General features: G+C 69.0%; 13 protein-coding genes. 11 read left to right on the forward strand and 2 right to left on the reverse strand.

The window, feature by feature from the left end; all coding sequences use genetic code 11:
• The first annotated feature begins 39 nt into the window (after window positions 1–39).
• From K2R93_07520 to K2R93_07540, 5 genes are all read left to right on the forward strand, one after another.
• The gene (locus tag K2R93_07520) at window positions 40–3,012 is read left to right on the forward strand and encodes a hypothetical protein (protein MBY0489677.1); all 2,973 of its coding nucleotides are present in this window, start codon (window positions 40–42) and stop codon (window positions 3,010–3,012) included.
• The gene (locus K2R93_07525) at window positions 3,012–4,025 is read left to right on the forward strand and encodes a PrsW family intramembrane metalloprotease (GenBank protein ID MBY0489678.1); all 1,014 of its coding nucleotides are present in this window, start codon (window positions 3,012–3,014) and stop codon (window positions 4,023–4,025) included. Before K2R93_07520 ends, K2R93_07525 begins: the two co-directional genes overlap by 1 nt.
• Window positions 4,022–5,260 carry a SpoIIE family protein phosphatase gene (locus tag K2R93_07530; GenBank protein MBY0489679.1) on the forward strand — a complete coding sequence of 413 codons (1,239 nt, stop codon included), beginning with the start codon at window positions 4,022–4,024 and terminating at the stop codon, window positions 5,258–5,260. Before K2R93_07525 ends, K2R93_07530 begins: the two co-directional genes overlap by 4 nt.
• A 1-nt stretch (window position 5,261) precedes the next feature.
• A complete protein-coding gene (locus K2R93_07535) occupies window positions 5,262–5,774 on the forward strand; it encodes a GNAT family N-acetyltransferase (GenBank protein ID MBY0489680.1) in 513 nt (170 codons plus the stop codon).
• A gap of 181 nt (window positions 5,775–5,955) precedes the next feature.
• On the forward strand, window positions 5,956–7,518 hold the full coding sequence (locus K2R93_07540; protein ID MBY0489681.1) for a sulfatase: 1,563 nt from the start codon (window positions 5,956–5,958) through the stop codon (window positions 7,516–7,518).
• Window positions 7,519–7,528: 10 nt separating this feature from the next.
• On the opposite strand, the gene K2R93_07545 is transcribed toward K2R93_07540, so the two are convergent.
• The gene (locus tag K2R93_07545) at window positions 7,529–8,215 is read right to left on the reverse strand and encodes a flavin reductase family protein (GenBank protein MBY0489682.1); all 687 of its coding nucleotides are present in this window, start codon (window positions 8,213–8,215) and stop codon (window positions 7,529–7,531) included.
• A gap of 195 nt (window positions 8,216–8,410) precedes the next feature.
• Between K2R93_07545 and K2R93_07550 the strand changes: the two genes are divergently transcribed.
• Genes K2R93_07550 through K2R93_07575 form a run of 6 tightly spaced genes read left to right on the forward strand, consistent with a single transcriptional unit; the run spans window position 8,411 to window position 16,470 of the window.
• On the forward strand, window positions 8,411–10,180 hold the full coding sequence (locus K2R93_07550; protein ID MBY0489683.1) for a DUF885 domain-containing protein: 1,770 nt from the start codon (window positions 8,411–8,413) through the stop codon (window positions 10,178–10,180).
• A 40-nt stretch (window positions 10,181–10,220) separates the two neighbouring features.
• Window positions 10,221–11,360, forward strand: coding sequence for a Gfo/Idh/MocA family oxidoreductase (locus tag K2R93_07555; GenBank protein ID MBY0489684.1), 1,140 nt, complete (start codon window positions 10,221–10,223; stop codon window positions 11,358–11,360).
• The gene (locus K2R93_07560; protein MBY0489685.1) at window positions 11,357–13,048 is read left to right on the forward strand and encodes a DUF885 domain-containing protein; all 1,692 of its coding nucleotides are present in this window, start codon (window positions 11,357–11,359) and stop codon (window positions 13,046–13,048) included. Before K2R93_07555 ends, K2R93_07560 begins: the two co-directional genes overlap by 4 nt.
• Window positions 13,045–14,691: a peptide ABC transporter substrate-binding protein gene (locus K2R93_07565; GenBank protein MBY0489686.1), complete on the forward strand. Its 1,647-nt coding sequence runs from the start codon at window positions 13,045–13,047 to the stop codon at window positions 14,689–14,691. The genes K2R93_07560 and K2R93_07565 overlap by 4 nt, the downstream gene beginning before the upstream one ends.
• A 19-nt stretch (window positions 14,692–14,710) precedes the next feature.
• The gene (locus tag K2R93_07570; GenBank protein MBY0489687.1) at window positions 14,711–15,667 is read left to right on the forward strand and encodes an ABC transporter permease; all 957 of its coding nucleotides are present in this window, start codon (window positions 14,711–14,713) and stop codon (window positions 15,665–15,667) included.
• Window positions 15,664–16,470, forward strand: a complete 807-nt coding sequence (locus tag K2R93_07575; GenBank protein ID MBY0489688.1) for an ABC transporter permease — start codon at window positions 15,664–15,666, stop codon at window positions 16,468–16,470. The genes K2R93_07570 and K2R93_07575 overlap by 4 nt, the downstream gene beginning before the upstream one ends.
• Window positions 16,471–16,576: 106 nt before the next feature.
• On the opposite strand, the gene K2R93_07580 is transcribed toward K2R93_07575, so the two are convergent.
• Window positions 16,577–17,548, reverse strand: coding sequence for a D-2-hydroxyacid dehydrogenase (locus K2R93_07580; protein ID MBY0489689.1), 972 nt, complete (start codon window positions 17,546–17,548; stop codon window positions 16,577–16,579).
• Window positions 17,549–17,555: the final 7 nt, after the last annotated feature.

Genomic DNA, 17,555 nt, shown 5'->3' on the forward strand with positions numbered 1-17,555 from the left:
TACTTTCGGGACATCGTGCGCCCGACTGGAGTCGTTTCCGTGATTGCCCGCTTGCGCCGTTCCACCGGCCGGTTGCTGCTTCTGGCAACGGCCGCCCTTGTGCTGGGGCCGCGTCCGCTCCGGGCACAGTTTCAGGGCATCGAGACCGCCACCATTCGGCTGGTCTTCACGTCGCCGCTCCAGACCTATCTGGTGCCGCAGGTGACCGGGGCCTTCGACAATGCGCTCAAGGTCCACAAGCGCCTGTTCGACTATTCGCCCGACGGGCGCATTGATGTGCTGATGCACGATCTCTGGCACTATGGCAACGCCGGCGCGCGGCCGGTGCCGGAGAACCACGTGACGGTCGGCATTGCCCCCTACGGCCACGAGTACGAGTCGGCGCCGGCCCCGGAGCGTATGGCGAGTTCGATGAACCATGAACTCGCGCATATCGTCACGACCGACAAGGCCACGGCCGGCGATCGCTTCTTCCGGCGCGCCTTCATGGGGAAGGTGACGCCATCGGCCGAGATGCCGGTGTCGATGCTGTACGCCTATCTGACCACGCCGCGCTGGTACTCGCCGCGCTGGTATCTCGAGGGGATTGCGACCTATCTCGAGACGTGGATGAATGGCGGGCTCGGCCGTGCGCTAGGGCCGTACGACGAGATGGTCTTCCGGACCCTGGTGCGCGACAGCCTGCCGATCTACGACGTGGTGGGGCTCGAATCGGAAGGGACGACCGTGGACTTCCAGGTCGGCACGAACTCGTATCTGTACGGCACGCGCTTCATGAGCTACCTGGCGCTGCGCTACGGGAACGATTCGCTGTTCCAGTGGGTGAACCGCCGCGAGGGGAGCGCCGGCTACTTCTCGACGCAGTTCCAGCGCGTGTACGGCCGCTCGCTCGAGGAGGAGTGGGGACGGTGGCTGGCGTGGGAGCGCACGTGGCAGCGTGACAATCTGGCAGCGATTCGCCGCCATCCGACGACGGCTACGCGCCCGCTCACCAAGCGGGTATTGGGCGGCGTCTCGCGGGCGTTCCACGACACGGCCACGCACAGCGTGCTGCTCGCGGTGCGGTACCCCGGGCAGGAGGCGCAGCTCGCGCGCATCGATCTCAGGACGGGGCAGTTCACCCGCGTGGCGCCAATCGTGGCCGCCGGTGGGCTGTCGGTCACGTCGCTGGCCTTCGATGCCACGAAGCGCACGGTGTTCTACACGACCAACAACAGCGACTGGCGGCACCTCAAGGCGCTCGATCTGGCCACCGGGCAGTCGCGCATGCTCCTTCGCGACTCGCGGCTCGGGGATCTGGTGTTCAATCCCGCGGACCAGAGCCTGTGGGGCGTGCGGCATGACAACGGCCTGTCCACGCTCGTGCGCGTGCCGGCGCCGTACACGGAATGGAAGCAGGTGTGGACGCTGCCCTATGGGCGCGATCTGTTCGACCTCGACCTGTCGCCCGACGGCCGCACGCTCATCGGCTCGATGTCCGAAGTGAGCGGCGACACGCGGCTCGTGCAGATGCAGACGGCGGATCTGCTCGCCGGCAAGACCGAGTCGCGGGTCCTCTTCGAGTTTGCGGAGTGGGCACCGTCGAACTTCGTCTTCTCGGCGGATGGGAAGTTCCTGTACGGCTCGTCGTACTACTCCGGCGTGTCGAACATCTATCGCTATGACCTGACGCGGCGGCGCATGCAGCCGCTCAGCAATGCGGAGACCGGCTTCTTCAAGCCATTGCCGCTCACCGCTGACTCGCTGATGGTGTTCGCGTACTCGCAGACGGGCTTCGTGCCGTCGATGATCGCGAATGCGGTGCCGGACAGCATCAGCGCGATTCGCTTTCTGGGGAACGAGATTGCTGACAAGCGCCGAGAGGTGCGCGACTGGATGCCGCCGCCGGTTTCGGAGCTGGGGCCCCAGCCCACGGCCGACTCGGCGCGCCCGTATCGCGCCCGAGAGAATTTCGGGCTGAACAATGCGTATCCGGTCGTCGAGGGGTATCAGAACGCCCAGCGCGTGCTGGCCGTGGCGCCTGGCGTGCGCTTCAACTTCGCCGATCGCGTGGGGGCGACGAACCTCGAGTTCACGAGTTCGTACTCGCCCGACGGGCGGCTCGCGGCGGATGAGCGGCTGCATCTGCGCGCGGTCTTCCGCCATTGGAACTGGAAACTGACCGGGGCGCTCAATCGCGCCGACTTCTACGATCTGCTGGGGCCAACCAAGGTCAGTCGCAAGGGGTATGCGTTCGGGGCGCAGTACGGCCGCTCGCTGCGCATCGACGGGCCCACCTCGTACGGCTACACCGTGCAGGCCGCGACGTACGGCAATCTGGCGATCCTGCCGGAATTCCAGGGCGTGTCCACGAGCTACAAGCAGCTCTCCACGCTCGCCGGCGATTTCTCGTACAAGTCGCTGCGCAAGTCGCTCGGGGCGATCGAGGACGAAGTCGGTCTGACGTGGAGCACGGCGGTGCGTTCATCGCTGGTGAACGGTGACCTGTACCCGCGCGCGACGCTCGATATCGCGAAGGGGATGCTGCTGCCCCTGAATCACTCGTCGCTGTGGTTCCGCGGCTCGGCGGGCACGCGTCTGGCGGGTGATCGGACCCAGCCGTTCGCGCGCTTCTACTTTGGCGGCTTCGCGAACAACTGGGTGGACTATCGCGCCATCAAGCAGTTCCGCAACGCCGAGAGCTTCCCGGGGCTCGACATCAATACGGTGAGCGGAGCGACGTATGCGAAAGCCCAGGTGGAGTGGGTCTCGCCGCCGCTCCGGTTCCGGCATGTCGGCGTGCCGAGTGCCTACCTGCGGTGGGCCAATCTTTCGCTGTTCGGGACCTCGCTCACGACCGATTTCTCCGAGACGGCGGCACGGCGCAGCTATCGCAGTGCGGGCGCGCAGGTGGATCTGCGCGTGGTGACGTTGTCGAATCTCGATTCGACGATTTCGTTCGGGTTCGCGATGGCGGCGGGGAGTGGGATCCCGTATCGCCGTGCCACCATGATCTCCTTCAAGATCCTGTGATGTTCGCGCTCGGTGTCGCGTTGAGTGTGCTCCCGGTGCTGGTGCTGCTGGGGGCACTGGTGGTGATCGACAGCTACAAGCTGGTCGCCCTGCGCGCGGTCCTCCTCGCCGTTGGCGTGGGGGCGGCGATGGCGGCGCTCTGCTACGTGGTGAACCTCACGCTGGCCCCCGCGCTTGGCTGGCCCCTGCTGACGTACGCCCGCTACGTCTCGCCGGTGGTGGAAGAAGTGGCCAAGGCGTCGTTCGTGGTGTGGCTGTTGTCGCGCAATCGCATTGGCTTCGTGGTGGACGCCGCGATTTTCGGTTTCGCAATCGGCACGGGCTTCGCGCTGACCGAGAACGTGTACTACGTCCTGGCGGCACCGACCGCCCCGGTCTGGACCTGGCTGGTGCGCGGGATCGGCACCGCCGTCATGCACGGCTGCGCGACCGCCGCGTTTGCGATGGCCGCGCGCGCGCTGCATGGGCAGCAGGCGCAGCTGCAGCTCACGCGTCTCCTCCCGGGGCTGTTGCTGGGAATCCTGCTGCATTCACTCTACAATCACTTCCTGCTGCAACCGCTCACTGCGGCCGGCCTCGTCCTGCTCGTGTTCCCGTGGGTGGCGGTCTGGCTCTTCGAGCGCAGCGACCGGGAGACGCGGCAGTGGCTGGGCTCCGGCTTCGATACCGACCAGGCGTTGCTGCAGGCGATGCGTGCGGGGGCCTTGTCGGGCACCCCGGTGGGGACCTATCTGACGACGGTTCGCCAGCATTTCGATCCGGAAGTCATCGTGGACATGCTCTGCCTGCTTCGGCTGCGCGCCGAGCTGGGCATTCGCGCCAAGGCCGTACTGATGGCGCGCGAGGTGGGCTTCGAGATGGAGGCCGACCCGTCACTGCCGGAAAAGTTCACGGAGCTGCGCTACCTTGAACGGAGCATCGGCACGACGGGAATGCGTGCCCTGCAGCCGTTCCTGCATACCAGCACGCAGGACCTCTGGCAGTTGAACATGCTCAATGAGGGGAACGCATGAACCGACCCATGTCCGCGCCACCGGCAACGGTGACGACGCTGCGCCAGCTCAACAAGGCCATGGTGGTCGGGCGGAAAGAGGACACGTTCGCAGAGCAGACCAACCTCCTGCTCGCGCAGCACTTTCTGCCGTACCCGATCGAAGACACGCAGGCCGCGCTCGAGCGGTTGCGGAAGGAAAAGTTCGATCTGGTGATTGTGGATGCCGAGGCCCCGGGGGGCGGCGGGCCGGCGTTTCTCAAGGCACTCCGTGCCGATGCGGCGCTGCGGGATCTGCCGGTGCTGGCGCGTTCGCCGCGCGATGATGCGGCGGCGCTGGACCAGTGCCTCGCGAGCGGTGCCGACGACTATCTCCCGCGGGAGTATGGCGCCGCCGTGCTCGGGCGGCGGATGAACGCGGCCATCGATCGGCATCGCATCAAGGACAGTGCGGCGATGCGCGATGAGATGCGCGTCGCGCGCCATATCCAGCGCGACTTCCTGCCGGAAACGTTGCCGTCGATGGCGGGCCTCGAACTGCAGGCGGCGCTGCATCCGGCCAAGCAGGTCTCCGGTGACTTCTACGACGCCTTCCCCTTGGCGACGGGGCAGCTGTTTTTCGTGGTGGGTGATGTGTGCGACAAGGGGGTCGGGGCGGCGCTGTTCATGGCGCTCTTCCGCAGCCTGATCCGTGCGAGCGCCGATCCGGAGGGCGGTGGCGCCACGCAGGTCCGCAATACGGCGACGTACGCCGTGAGCACGGCGCCCGACGCCGAGACGCCCGCCGAGCTTCTGGTGCGCGTGGCGGAGTTCACGAACAACTACATCGCGCGTCTGCACGGGCGCACGAACATGTTCGCCACGGTGTTCATGGCGATCATCGACCCGCAGTCGGGAGCGTGCACGTATCTCAACGCGGGGCACGAACCGCCGCTGGTCGTGGGCGCGCAGGGGATCGTGCAGGAGTTCCGCCCGACCGGTCCGGCGTTGGGCATGATGCCGGATGTGCCCTTCGGCGCGGTGGACAGCACGCTCGATCACGGCCACACGCTGTTCGCGTTTACGGACGGGCTGGTGGAGGCGCGCAATCCGAGCGGTGAAGAGTTCGGCAATGCGCGGTTGCGGGCGATGCTGCAGGGGAAGCCCGGCGAATCGGCCACGGCGCTCGTCGCGCGCTTCGTGAACGCGGTGCAGCTCTTCGGGCAGCAGGGGGATCCGCACGACGATCTGACGCTGCTGGCGGCGACGCGGTTGTAGCGTGTCCGTGCGCTTCGCGCTGGTGGGTCCGGAGGGGCCTCCGGTGGTGCTCGAGGCCGCACGGTTGCTGATGAGCGAGTACGCGGCGCTGCCGCATACCGCCGGGCGCTGGACGACGATCGAGGCCGACCTCGCCGCGCTCCCGAGCCCGTTCGTCCCCCCGCACGGTGCGCTCGTCGTGGTCTTTCTGGACGAGGCCGCGATGGCGTGCGGGGCAGTTCGCCTGCTCGATGCGCACACCGCGGAAGTGAGACGCATGTACGTGCGGCCGGCGGCGCGGGGGCGCGGACTTGGTGAGGCGCTCTTGCGCACGCTGCTCGCGCAGGCGCATGCGCTGGGGGCCGAGCGGGCGCGCCTGGATACCGCGCCCGAGCTGGCGTCGGCGATTGCGCTCTATCGTAAGCTGGGCTTCAGGTCTATTCCGCGATATCTGCCGGAGCAGCTGGATGATGCGGTGTGCTTTGAACGCGCGCTGCCGATTACTGAGGCGTTCGGCTCGCGGCCGGATCGGTGACTTCGGGCATATGGCATTTCCGCCTGCTCGAGGCCGAATATCGGCACGAGCGCGCAGGGTGACGGCCGATGTACACGGCGTCGATCGCCGAGCACCTGCAGAGACTGGGAGCGAACCCCGGGTGGACGTGGATCCTCTCGGATCTCAAGACGGCGCTGGAGAGCGGGGAGCGGATGGCGCGATGACTCAAACCGGAGGTGTGCCGGTGTTGCGATGGATCGGGATACTGCTGATGATGCTCATGGCGCGCACCGCGCCGGCACAGCGTGCGTCGGCAGCGCCGCCACCCAACATCATCGTGTTTCTGGTCGATGATCTTGGCTGGCAGGACACGCAGGTCCCGCTGACCGGCACGCCCACCGCGTTCAACCAGCGCTACCGCACGCCGCATCAGCTGGCGATGGCCGCGGCGGGGATGACGTTTACCGACTTCTACGCGGCGGCACCGGTGTGTTCGCCGACGCGCGTGACGCTCATCACCGGCCAGAGCCCGGTGCGGACCCGCGTGACGAACTGGACGCAGCATGAGAACCAGGAGACGTCGGAGCCGTATCCCCTGCTGCTCCCGCCGGAGTGGAACCGGAACGGGGTGAGTCCGGTGCCGATGGCGCATGCCTTCACGGGGCCGCTGCTGCCGCAGCTGCTGCGCCGCGCGGGCTATCGCACCATTCACGTGGGGAAGGCGCACTGGGGCGCGGTGGGCACGCCCGGCGCCGATCCGATGCGGCTGGGCTTCGATGTGAACATCGGTGGCAGCGGGGCTGGGCAGCCGGGGTCGTATCTCGCCAGCAAGCACTTCAGCTCGGGGCCCGGCGACGGGCAGTTCCGCGACGTGCCGGGGCTCGAGAGGTATTGGGACACCGACACGTTCCTGACCGAAGCGCTCACCCTCGAAGCCAACCGTGCCATCGATGAGGCGGTGGCGCAGCGCAAACCGTTCTTCCTGCACTTCGCGCAGTTTGCGGTGCACACGCCCATCGAGGCCGATGCGCGCTTCCTGCAGCACTATCTTGACGCGGGGCTGCCGCCTGTGGAGGCGCGCTACGCCTCGCTCATCGAGGGCGTAGACAAGAGCCTGGGCGACGTGCTGGCGAACGTGGAGCGCCACGGGCTCACGAACAACACCATCGTGCTGTTCCTGTCGGATAACGGCGGGCTGTCGGCCCACACGCGCGCACCGCCGCAGCATGTGCACAATGCGCCGCTGCGCAGCGGCAAAGGGTCGGCCTATGAGGGCGGTATTCGGGTGCCGCTCATCGTGACGTGGCCGGGGCACGTGCGCCCCGCCTCGGTGAGCCACGCGCCCACGATTACCGATGATCTCTTTCCCACGCTGTTGCGCGTCGCCGGTGTGCGCGACGTCGCCTCGCTCACCCGCGGGATGCTGGGCCGCGACTTGCGCGGCTTGCTCACGGGCGCGGGCGACGGCCGCTCGCCGCGCACCACGGAGCGGCCGCTCCTCTGGCATTACCCGCATTTCTGGGGCGTGAACGGCCCGGGGATCCAACCGTTCAGTGCAGTGCGGGTGGGACGGTACAAGCTGATCTACTTCTACGGGTCCAAGCGGTACGAGTTGTACGACGTGCAGTCGGATCTCGGCGAGACGACCGATCTGGTGGCCACACGACGTGCGGACGCCGTGCGCCTTGCGACGCTCCTGCAGCGCTCGCTGCAGCGGGCCGGGGCGCAGCTGCCGATCGATTCAGTCACCAGGCGGCCGGTGGTGATCGCGCCGCTGCGCTAACGCCGGAGGCTCACGCCGCCGGCGCCGCGTGACGCGTGACGGTCGCGGCGCGCTTCCGATACGCCTCCTCGGGGATCTCGGCCAACCGACTCTCCACCGGCGCGCCCAGTCCGTACAGCCGCTGAAACGACATGATCAGCGGTCGCCACGCATCGGGGTCCACCCGATGCGCGTACCCCGGCAGGCGAATCGACTCAGCCACATGGACCGCCACGATCCGCATCTCGAGTGCGATGAGGCCGCCGCGGCGGAGTGGGTCGCGCACCGCGAGCGGATGGACGGCCTCGAGCTCGGCCTCGAGATGCACCGGGCACTCCGCGACGCGCGGGACGTCCACCGCCGTACCGGGAAGCGCCGTCGCGCCGGCCCGCCCGAACTTCTCGCCTTCGTACGCATAGCCCATGGCGATCTTGTGCGGTGGCACCGGGTCGCTGGCGGTCGTACGGACGAGTCGATTGACCAGGTCGGACTGCTGCACCGAGGGCAGGTTGAGCACGCACTGACCCGTGCGCTGGATGTTGGCCGGCGTGGCGGATCGGGCACCAAAGCCGAGCACGCAACTGGTCCCCAGCCACCACGCCGAGGACATCGGCGCGAGGTTGGCACTGCCGTCGGGATTGCGGCTGGAGACCAGCACCACCGGCGTCCCGAAATAGAGGATGGCCGGATCGATGGCGACGTGGGTGTGGGCGGACATGAGCAACCTCCAAAGGCCGGGGCGCGGTGTGGATCCACGGGCATGCCGTGGGGACGGGCACACGATCGCGTGAGGCGGCGGTGCCGGGCGCTCCGATTGTTGCGCAGTCCCACGGACGGCTGGGGCACCACGGCGCGGCTGAATGGGCATCGCGGCCGGTTGCCGAGCGGTCGGTTGCCCCGCAGCTTCTGCCCCATGCTGCGACCTCTCTCGTTCCTGCTCGCCATCACCGTCGCCACGTCGATCGGCGCCGCGCCGCGCGATCGGTCCCGCCCCTCGCCGACGCCGAGCCAGTCGGCGGACGCCCGCTTCCAGGCCGCGGTGGACCGGTGGCTCGACGCGTTTGCACGGCGGCACCCGTCCATCGCCGCCGGGAACGGCCTCCATCAGTACGACGGAACGATGGAGGACATGTCCGCCGCCGGCATCGCGCGCGAGATCGCCGCGCTCAAACGCGAGCGCGCTGAGCTCGCGGCGATCGCCGACGGCGCCCTCAGCCCCGATGCGCGCGCCGATCGCATGATTCTGCTCGGCGTGATCGATGGGTGGCTGCTCGAACAGGAGACGCTCGCCAACTGGCGGCGGAACCCCATGCTCTACGCCGTGCCGATCGCCGACGGCGTGCACAACCTCATGGTGCAGGCGTACGCACCGGCCGATGTGCGGATGCGGCGCATCATCTCCAAGCTCGCCGGCGTCCCCGGGCTGCTCGCGGCCGCACGGACAAATCTGGTGAACCCGCCGCGCCTGCTGGCCGATCGCGGCGTGACAATGTTGCGCGGCGCGTCGGGACTGTTGGCTAATGACGTACTGCTCGCCTTTGCCGATCGGAAAGGCACGCCCTTGTACGACTCGCTGCGCACGGCCGCGGCCGCCGCACAGCAGCAGATCGATGGCTTTGCCGACTGGGCCACGCGGGACCTGCTGCCGCGCGCGACCGGTGACCTGGCCATCGGCGGCGACGCGGTGGCCCGCCGGTATCGCGCCGAGGAGCTGATCGAGGTGCCGCTCGATACGCTGGTGGCGCTCGGCGAGCGGCATCTGGTGCGCTATCGGGCTCAGTTCGATTCGGCGGCCAAGCGCTTTGCTCCGACGCTGTCGAGTGAGGACGCCTGGGCGCGGGTGCGTCGCGATCATCCCAGGCAGGGCGCGGTGGTGGCCGACGCCCGCGTGATCGTGGACTCGCTCACGGCGTTCGTGCGCCGCAAGGATCTCGTCACGGTGCCGACCAACGAAAAGGTGATCGTGGAGCCGGCGCAGCCGTTTGACCTGGGCTTTGCCAGCATGCACGCGTCGCCGCCGCTCGAGCGGACGCCGCTGGCCAGCATCTACTACATCACCGATGCCCGCGCAGATCAGCCGCTCGCCGAGCAGGATGCCTGGCTCGAGCGGTTCAATCACGCGTCGCTGACGAACACCACGGCGCACGAGGCGATGCCGGGGCACTGGGTGCACGCCACGCAGATGCGGAAGACGCCGGGCAAGATCCGCCGGATCTGGATCGGGCTCAATCCGTTCCCGCAGCCCAGCTCAGGGCAGGATGGATGGGCGCACTACGCCGAGCAGCTGGTGGTGGAGCAAGGCTACGCAAATGGCGACCCGCGCTATGCGATGGCGCAGCTCAGCGATGCGCTGGTGCGTGTCTGCCGCCTGCTGAGCGGCATCAAGGTGCATCGCCGGGAGTGGACGCTGGAGCAGGCGCGGGCGTGCTTCGCCGACCGCGCCTTTCTGGCGCCGCCGGCCGCGCGGCGCGAGGCCGAGCGGGCGGCGTACGATCCAACCTACGGTGGCTACTTTCTGGGGAAGCTCGGGTTGCTGACGTTGCGTGCCGACATGCAGGCGCGCGAGGGGGCGGCGTTCTCGCTCAAGCGCTTCCACGAGCGGGTGTTGCAGAACGGCATCGCGCCGGTGGCGGTGCATCGGCAGCTGCTGCTTCCCGGCGACACGCGCGCCACCATCCGGTGAACGCGACCCCTTCACGCAGGCTTGAGGCAGACGAGAACCGATGAGTACAGCGAAGCGGGTCCGGGTGGGGGTGCTGGGCGCCGGCGCGTGGGCCGAATTTGCCCATGTGCCCGGGTGGCAGCGTGACGCGCGCTGCGAGGTGGTGGCGATTGCCGATACCATCGGCGAGCGTGCTCAGGCGCTGGCCGCGAAGTTCGGCATCGCCGACTGGTCCAGCGACCCCGAGGCCGTGCTGTCACGCGCGGATATCGACGTGGTGGACATCTGCACGCCCAATCACACGCACTTCGATCTCACCATGCGCGCGCTGGCGGCCGGTAAGCACGTGCTGTGCGAAAAGCCGGTGGCGTACGACTACCGCGAGACGCGCCGGGCCGCGGCGCTGGCGCGTGAGAAGGGCGTGCGCACCAAGCTCGGCTTCACCTTCCGGTATGCGCCGGCGATGCGCTACATGAAGGCGCTCATCGATCAGGGGTACGTGGGCACGCCGTTCATCTTCAACGGGTACGAGCAGAACTCGCAGTTCCTCGATCCGATGAACCCGCTGCGGCAGGTCGATCACACGGCCGATCAGTCCATCCTGCACGTGTCGAGCCTTGAAGGCTACGGCGCTCCGGTGATGGACATCGGCCACCTGATGATGGGGAGCCGATTCTCGAGTGTGGTGGGGACGATGCGCAACTTCATCCCCGAGCGGATGGTGCGCGCCACCGGCACGATGATGCGCATGAACATCGACGACGGCGATGTGTTCATTGGCGATTTTGCGTCGGGGGCATTCGGGTCCATTCAGACCAGCTTCGTAACCGTGGGGAACTACCCGGGGATCGAAGCGCGCGTGTACGGCAGCAAGGGCGCGCTGATCTGTCGGCTGGTCGAAGAGGAAGGGATCTGTGAGGTGCTCCAGGGAGCGACCGCCGATCAGGTGGAGTTCCGTGAGCTCGAGGTGCCGGCGCACTTCTATCCGCCGGGCGGCACGCGGCGTGAGAGCTGGCGCACGCTCTTCTACGCGAATCTCATTCACTCGTTCATCAACGAGATCGTTGATCCGTCGATGCCCGGCGAAGGTGACTTTGACGACGGCGCGCATGTGCAGGAGCTGATCAACGCGGTGACGCTCTCGGTGCGCGAGCGCCGCTGGGTGGATATTCCCCTGCCGGCGGACGCGGTCGTTCGGTGAGTCGTGCCACCAGTGAGGTGATTGACGAGTTCCTCGCGGCGTTCTGGGCCCGCAACCCGGTCACGGCGACGTTCGCCGGTGTGCATGCGCACGACGCGCGCTTGCCCGACTGGTCGAGCGCGGGGCGCGCCGCGGAGGTTGCTGAGCTGCGGGCCCTCAGTGCTCGGCTGGCGGCGCACGCCGTGCCCGGCGACTGGCGGGCGCTGGCCGCCGATCCGGTGGCGCTGGACGCGTTGGTGGCGCAGGCCGTCGCCCGCGTACGCGTGGCGGAAGTGGAGAGTGGCTTCTTTACCGCGCGAAACCCGGCGCTGTGGACCGGTGAAGCGATCTTCGGGGCGGTGTCGCTGATGCTGCGCGATTTTGCGCCCGTTGCCGACCGCGTTGCGTCGCTCACGGCGCGGCTCGCCGCGGTACCAGGCTTTCTGGACACCATGCGCCGCGAGATCACGGGCGGTGTGCCGGCCGCGTGGACCGCGCGCGCGCTGCGCGAGTGCGGGGCGGCGCAGCAGCTGCTCGGCGAGGGGCTCGCGCTTTGGCTCGGCGCCCACGGTGCGGCGCCGGCGACCGATGGGCTTCGGCACGCCGCGCAGTCGGCCGCGGAGGCGTTCGCTGGCGCTGCGTCGTGGCTGCGCACGCTCCCGGTGGACGACACCGGCGCCGCCTGCGGGGAGACGCTGCTGTCGCTGCTGCTGCGCGACGGGCACCTGACCGACGAATCGCCGCGCGCGCTGCTGGCCCGCGTGGACGCCGCGCTTCCGGAGGCGCTGCGGGCGCTCGAGGACGCGCTCGCGCCGTACGGTGGGTCGCTGGCGGCGGCGCGCGAGGCGATGGCGAACGACCATGAGGCTCCGGCCGACTTCGTGGCGGCGTTCGGCGCGCGATGGGATGCCGTGCGCGACGCGGTGGTGGCGGCGGACGTCGTCCCGTGGCCCCATGATTGGCCGCTGCGCTATGTGCCGATCCCCGTGTGGGCGCGCGCGGTGCAGCCGCAGCTCTACTTCCTGTTCTATCGCTCCCCGGCGCCGTTCGACCCGTACACGGTGCACGAGTATCTCGTGGCGCCGGTGGATGCGTCCACGCCCGCCGAGCCGGCGCAGGCCACGATGCGCGCCTGGAACCGCAGTGTGATCGGCACGAATCATGTGCTGCATCACGGCGGGCTCGGGCATCATGTGCAGAACCGCATGGCGGCGCGCGGCCACTCCCGCCTGGGGATGGTGACCGCCGTCGATGCCGCGTCGCGCATTGCGATGTTCCAGGGCGGATCGATGGCCGAGGGGTGGGCCTGCTACGCCACGCAGTTGGCGGGCGAGCTCGGGCTGCTCACCCCGCTCGAGCAGATCTCGGAGGCCCACTCGGCGGTGCGCTTTCTGGGCCGCGCGATCATCGACTTGCGCCTGCACCTTGGCGACTGGACGGCCAGTGCGTGCGCGCGCTTTCTGGTGGACACCGTGCACATGGACGAGGCGCAAGCCGCGGGGGAAGTGACGAAGGCAAGTATGTTCCCGGGGACGGCGCTGATGTACTGGATGGGGACCGAGGGGATCGTGCGGACGCGCGCCGCGCTGCAGCAGGCACAGGGCCCCGCGTTCTCGCTCCGCCGGTTCCATGAGGCGCTGCTCGAGCGCGGTGCGCTACCCGTACCACTGGTGAGCCGGCTGCTGCTGGCTGCGGAGGACGTTGCATGAGAAGCGGGGGGATGCGGGTCCGATGGATGGCGTGCGCGCTGATCGGCGCGACCGTTGCCGCCTGCGGCGGGGGCGGTGACGCCGTTCCCGCGAGCGGCGGCGCGGCTGCGAGCCCTGGACGCGGGCCGTCGAACGAGTTGCTCGTGATCGGCTACGATCGCGAGCCCGATACGATGAATCGCTACGCCACACACATTCTCGAGGATATCGAGTCGTGTGTGGTGGAAGGGCTGGTCGTGCCCGATGAACGCATGCATGCGGTGCCGGTGCTGGCCGCCGAGATCCCCACGCTGGCCAACGGTGGCGTGGTACGCCGCAAGGATGGCGGTATGGATGTGACGTGGAAGCTGCGCCCGGGGGTGAAGTGGCACGACGGAACGCCGCACACGTCGGCCGATGTGCAATTCACTGTGAATGCCATCAACAAGGGCGACTGGAAGCCCGAAAGCGTGGATGGCTTCGACCGTATCGCGAGTGTGGATACGCCGGATTCGCTGACGGCGGTCGTGCACTATCGCGAGCCCTACGCGCCGTATGTGTGGCAGTTCGTGCGCGGCACGCTCCCCAAGCATGTGCTGGCGGGCACGTCGATCGACGCCGCCACCGAGTACAACCGCGCGCCGCTGGGCACGGGCCCGTACAAGGTGGCCGAGTGGAAGACGGGTGAGTACATCGCGCTCGAGCGCGTGCCGGGCTACTGGCGTGGCGATTCGTTGCCGGCGATCAAGCGGCTGGTTTTCCGCTTCATTGCCAATACGAACACGCGGATCAATCAGCTCAAGACCGGCGAAGTGCACCTGGTGGCGCTGGTGCCGTGGGACAAGGCCCGCGAACTGAAGGACGTGGCGGGCGTTCGCCTCGCGCGCACGATCGGCAACGGCTACGAGCATGTGTCGCTCAACCAGGGGAAGGTGGCGGCGTTCAAGGATGTCCGGGTGCGGCAGGCGTTGGCGCACGCAGTGGACCGGCCGCTGATCGTGAAGTCGCTGCTGGATGGGTTGGTGACTGAGGTGAATGGGCCGGTACAGCCGCTGTCGCCCGCGTACGAGCCGAACGTGACGGCGTATGCGTACGACACGACCCGAGCGAAGGCGTTGCTGGATCAGGCCGGGTGGAAGCCCGGGGCCGACGGCATCCGGACGAATGGGTCGCAGCGGTTGGCGTTCACGCTGATTGCCCAGTCCGGCTTTGCGATTCGCGAGAACGTGGCGCAGGTGCTGCAGCAGCAGTGGAAGGCGGTCGGCGCCGATGTGCAGGTGCAGTTGGTGGATGGGACGGCGATCAGCGCGCTCTGGTTCAACGGCAAGTTTGACGCGATGCTGCACTGGTGGCAGATGGGCGCCGATCCGGAGCTGACCCTGTTCTTTGCGAGCGATCGCATTCCGCCGCGTGGGCGCAATATCAATCAGGTGGCGGATTCCGCCCTCACCGCGCTGCTCTATGCCAGCGATCGGGAGATCGACGAAGGGAAGCGTGTCGATCTCCTGAAGGCGGTACAACGGCGCGTGGCGGAGTTGGCGCCCGAGATTCCGCTGTACAACACGACGAAGCTGGATGCGGTGCCGGCGTCGCTCGAGGGGCACACGGGCAACCCGACGAACGCCGGGCCGTTCTGGAACGTGTGGGCGTGGCGCATCAAGTGACCGCGCGCCTGGGGCTGCCGTGCATCGGGTGATCGGGCGACGCCTGTTGCAGGCGGTGCCGCTGCTGCTGCTGTTGTCGGCCGTGCTCTTTGGCGTGCTGCAGTTGGCGCCGGGTGGGCCGCTCGCGACCTATCTCGAGAACCCCAACGTGCGCCCCGAAGACATTGCGCGGTTGGAGCGCGCCCTGGGGCTCGACCGACCGGCGCCGGAGCAGTATGTGCGCTGGCTCGCGGCATTCGTGCGCGGCGATTGGGGCTATTCCTACGCGGATGGCCGGCCGGTGCTCGCGCGCATTCTGGAGCGCGTCCCGGCAACGGCGGAGCTGGTGAGTGCCGCCGTGGTGCTCGCGTTGCTCGCGGCGGTACCGGCCGGGGTGTACGGCGCGGTGCGGCGTGGGGTGGACCGCGCGACGACGCTGCTCGCGGTGGCCGGTATTTCGCTGCCGGTGTTCTGGGCCGGGCTGGTGCTGCAACTCGTGTTCGCCGTCTGGCTGGGGTGGTTGCCGAGCGGCGGGCGGGTGGCGGTGAGCGGCGGTGGGCTCGCGGACCGGCTCGCGCACCTGATCCTGCCGGCGACGGTGCTGGCGGTGGCCCTGGGCGCCGCGTGGTCGCGGTATCTGCGGCGCTCGGTGCGTGAAGCAATGGCGATGCCGTTCACCACGGTGGCGCGCGCCCGTGGCGTGTCGGCCTCGCGCGTGGTGTGGCGCCACGCCGTGCCGGTCGCGCTGCCGCCCTTCGTGACGGTTGTGCTGGTGGATGTCTCGCTGCTCGTGTCGGGCGCGGTGGTCACCGAAGGGGTCTTCGCCTGGCCGGGGCTGGGGCAGCTGTTCATCGAGTCGCTCGCCAAGCGCGACTACGCGGTGCTGATGGCGGTGATGATGATGGGGTCGGTGTCGGTCGTGCTCTTCAACCTGATCGCCGACCTGATCGTACTGCGGCTCGACCCGCGCACGCGCCACGCCGGAGACGGCGCTTGAGCGCCCGCGCGCCGCGGGCGATGGGGCGTGGCGATGCGCGGGTCGCCGCGCTCGTGCTGCTGGTCCTGCTGGGGGCGGCCGCGCTGGCGCCCGTGGTGGCGCCGTATGGCTATGACGCGCTCGATCTCGCGCATCGCCGCGCCGGGCCAACCGCCACGCATTGGTTCGGCACCGACGAGTTGGGGCGCGATCTCCTGACGCGCGTGCTGCACGGGGCACGCGTGTCGTTGGCCATTGGCGTGGGATCGGCGGCGCTGGCCGCCTGTCTGGGGACGCTGGTGGGCGCGATGGCAGGCGCCGCCTCGCGGCGCGTGGATGACCTGCTGATGCGCCTCACCGACGCGATGCTCGCGATTCCGCGGCTGCCGCTGCTCATGCTCGTGGCCGCGTTCGTCCGGCCGTCGGTGCCGCTGCTGGTCGTGTTGGTGAGCGCCGTGAGTTGGATGGAGTGCGCGCGTGCGGTGCGGCCGGTGGTGCGTGCGCTCACCGCCGAAGACTTCGTGTCAGCGGCCCGGGCGCTCGGCGCGTCGCCCCCGCGCGTGCTGGCGCGGCATGTGCTGCCCGGCGTTGTGCCGGTGGTGGCGGTGGCCACGACGCTGGCCGTGGGGCGTGGCATTCTGCTCGAGAGCGCGATCTCGTTCTTTGGCGTGGGGGTGCAGCCGCCGCTGCCAAGCTGGGGAAACATGCTCTGGCAGGCGCAGTCCACAATGACGAGCGAGCCGTGGCTTGCGGTGTTTCCGGGCGTGGCGATCTTCGTGACGGTGTTGGCGTGTAATGCGATTGGGGACGCGCTGGCGGACTGAGCGCTGAGAGGCGCATACGTGGGGCGCAGTGCCCCGAGGTTCCCGCCCCTCGTATGCGCAGTACGTATACGCAGTACGTATGCGCCCCACGTATACGCTACTCCCGTCAGTACCCTCGCACCCGATCCACCACCGTCCGCGGCACCCGCCCCCGCTCGAGCGCCTCGAGCGTCTCCACGATGCCGTCGATCGTGCCGGTGGCGGTACTCGGTCCGGAGACGTGCGGCGACACCACGACGCGCGGGTCGCTCCAGAGCGGCGACTCCGCGGGGAGCGGCTCCGTCTCGAAGACATCGAGGGCGCAGCCGGCGAGCTGGCCGGCATCGAGCGCGGGGAGGATGGCTTGCTCATCCACGAGCGCGCCGCGCCCGGCGTTGAGCAGCACGGCCCCGGTGCAGCGCGCGAGCACGTCGCGGCTCAGGAGACCGCGCGTATCGGGGGTGAGCGGCGCGGTGAGCACGATCACCTTGGCCGACGCGACCAGCGCCGGGAGCGCGGTGAACGGGGCGAGCGCGGTGAACACACTGGGGGTGCCGTGCTCGGGGCGCGCGGCGCCCGTGCGCGAGACGCCCACCACCGGGCATCCGATCGCCGCGAACAGGCGCGCGACGTGCGTGCCGACGTCACCCGTCCCCACGACCAGCACCGGCTGGCCGGCGAGCATATGCGGCTCGCAGTCGCGCGCCCAGCGCTTCGTGCGCTGGGCCTCCTCGAGCTCACGCCAGCGCTGCGTGAAGCCGAGCGCCCGGGCCAGCGCCCACTCGGCGATGGGCGGCCCGAACGACTCGGTGGTGCGGGTGAGCAGGATGTCGGTCGGCAGTGCGCCCGGAGCCATCCAACCGTCCACGCCGGCGCCGGTACAGTGCACCCAGCGCACCTGGCCCATGGTCGCCACGGCCGGGCGGCGGAACCCGATGTAGGCCTCCGCCCAGTCGAGCATCTCCGGCGTGACCTCCGCCATGCGCGTGCCGCGCACGTCGAGATCGGGACGACGCTCCGTGAGGCGCGGCACCCAGTGGGCGTGCGCCTCACTGGCGAGGATGATGCGGCGGGGCGGACTCGGGAGGGGGAGCGACATGGACGCG

It is taken from the genome of Gemmatimonadaceae bacterium (genome assembly GCA_019752115.1).
Taxonomy (GTDB): Bacteria; Gemmatimonadota; Gemmatimonadetes; order Gemmatimonadales; family Gemmatimonadaceae; genus Gemmatimonas.

What these genes read in the sequence shown, in the direction of transcription:
- K2R93_07580 (MBY0489689.1), bottom strand. Translation starts at nt 17,548, where the DNA reads ATGTCGCTCCCCCTCCCGAGTCCGCCCCGCCGCATCATCCTCGCCAGT.
- K2R93_07555 (MBY0489684.1), top strand. Translation starts at nt 10,221, where the DNA reads ATGAGTACAGCGAAGCGGGTCCGGGTGGGGGTGCTGGGCGCCGGCGCG.
- K2R93_07525 (MBY0489678.1), top strand. Translation starts at nt 3,012, where the DNA reads ATGTTCGCGCTCGGTGTCGCGTTGAGTGTGCTCCCGGTGCTGGTGCTG.
- K2R93_07550 (MBY0489683.1), top strand. Translation starts at nt 8,411, where the DNA reads ATGCTGCGACCTCTCTCGTTCCTGCTCGCCATCACCGTCGCCACGTCG.
- K2R93_07565 (MBY0489686.1), top strand. Translation starts at nt 13,045, where the DNA reads ATGAGAAGCGGGGGGATGCGGGTCCGATGGATGGCGTGCGCGCTGATC.
- K2R93_07540 (MBY0489681.1), top strand. Translation starts at nt 5,956, where the DNA reads ATGACTCAAACCGGAGGTGTGCCGGTGTTGCGATGGATCGGGATACTG.
- K2R93_07545 (MBY0489682.1), bottom strand. Translation starts at nt 8,215, where the DNA reads ATGTCCGCCCACACCCACGTCGCCATCGATCCGGCCATCCTCTATTTC.
- K2R93_07530 (MBY0489679.1), top strand. Translation starts at nt 4,022, where the DNA reads ATGAACCGACCCATGTCCGCGCCACCGGCAACGGTGACGACGCTGCGC.